2 protein-coding genes are annotated in these 1,655 nt (G+C 60.0%); both read left to right on the top strand.

Annotated elements, in window-relative coordinates:
• Positions 1 to 14 precede the first annotated feature (14 nt).
• A complete protein-coding gene (locus tag NW819_RS10150) occupies positions 15 to 179 on the top strand; it encodes a DUF4404 family protein (RefSeq protein WP_414413662.1) in 165 nt (54 codons plus the stop codon).
• An 81-nt stretch (positions 180 to 260) separates the two neighbouring features.
• A complete protein-coding gene (gene hemL / locus NW819_RS10155; RefSeq protein WP_011432645.1) occupies positions 261 to 1,571 on the top strand; it encodes a glutamate-1-semialdehyde 2,1-aminomutase in 1,311 nt (436 codons plus the stop codon).
• Positions 1,572 to 1,655 lie beyond the last annotated feature (84 nt).

Genomic DNA, 1,655 nt, shown 5'->3' on the forward strand with positions numbered 1-1,655 from the left:
CCATTCGCCAGGAAGTGGAAGCGGTGCTGGCCGAGCTGGGATCCCGAACCGAGAGCAAACAGAGCCAAGGGCATAGAGATCGCATTGGAGAGGCGCTGGGCCTGTTCGAGACCTCCCATCCCAACCTCACCCTGATCCTGGAGCAGGTGATCGACACGCTGGCGGGAATGGGTTTGTAGTTTCATGGTCGGTAAAAGGGCTCACCAGAAAGCTCCCTTGCTTGCTAGCCTTGGTAATGCGTTGAAAGCTCCTTATGCTCTATGACCAGCACTCTCCACTCCACCTCGTTTAACACCACCCGCTCCAAGCAGGTTTTTGCCCGGGCACAAAGCCTCATGCCGGGGGGGGTTAGTTCTCCGGTACGGGCCTTCAAGTCGGTGGGCGGGGATCCCGTCGTGTTCGACCGCGTCTCAGGGGCCTACGCCTGGGATGTGGACGGCAACCAATACATCGACTACATCGGCAGTTGGGGGCCGGCGATTGTTGGCCACGCTCACCCCGAGGTCATTGAGGCTCTGCGCCGAGCTTTGGAGAAAGGCACCAGCTTCGGCGCCCCATGCGTTCTGGAAAATGAACTGGCGGAGCGGGTCATTGAGGCGGTGCCCAGTGTGGAGATGGTGCGCTTTGTCAATTCCGGCACCGAAGCTTGCATGGCGGTGCTGCGCTTGATGCGGGCCTATACCGGTCGGGAAAAGGTGATCAAGTTTGAGGGCTGCTACCACGGCCATGCGGATATGTTTTTGGTGAAAGCCGGTTCGGGGGTGGCCACGCTGGGCTTGCCAGACTCGCCGGGGGTGCCCAAGGCAGCTACCAGCGCTACGCTGACGGCTCCCTACAACGACCTGGAGGCAGTCAAGGCCCTGTTTGAACAGCACCCCGACTCCATTGCCGGAGTCATCCTAGAGCCGGTGGTGGGCAATGCCGGCTTTATTCCCCCCCAGCCGGGCTTCTTGGAAGGCTTGCGAGATCTCACCCAAAAGTACGGGGCCCTGCTGGTATTTGACGAGGTGATGACCGGCTTTCGCATCAGCTATGGCGGTGTACAGGCCAAGTTTGGGGTCATCCCCGATTTAACGACCCTGGGCAAGGTCATCGGTGGCGGCCTGCCGGTGGGGGCCTATGGCGGTCGGCGAGAAATTATGGAAATGGTGGCTCCAGCGGGGCCGATGTATCAGGCAGGGACTCTTTCCGGCAACCCCCTGGCCATGACAGCAGGGATCCAGACACTGGACATTTTGCGCCGCCCGGGCACCTACGAGTATCTGGAGCGGATTACCGAGAAGTTGGCGACGGGGCTATTGCAGATCGCGCGGGAAACGGGGCATGAGATGTGCGGGGGCTATCTGCCCGGCATGTTTGGCTTCTTTTTTACTGCCGGCCCAGTGCGCAACTACGAAGAGGCCAAGACTTCCGATCTGCAGAAATTTGCCCGCTTCCATCGCGGCATGTTGGAGCGGGGAGTCTATCTGGCACCCTCGCAATTTGAGGCAGGCTTCACCTCCCTGGCCCACACAGAGGCCGATGTGGAGAAAACCTTGGCCGCAGCGCGAGAGGTGTTGAGCACCCTCTGAGTCTGCAATTCACCCTCTTTCGAGCCGGGATCCCTGCTATGGCCGAGCATATCCACCGCAACTGGAGCATGACTCTAGTCAATA

It is taken from the genome of Synechococcus sp. R8-2 (assembly GCF_047461715.1).
Lineage (GTDB): Bacteria > Cyanobacteriota > Cyanobacteriia > Thermostichales > Thermostichaceae > Thermostichus.

Bases quoted from the DNA above. Each gene is read 5' to 3' on its own strand.
- hemL (WP_011432645.1), top strand. From the start codon at position 261: ATGACCAGCACTCTCCACTCCACCTCGTTTAACACCACCCGCTCCAAG.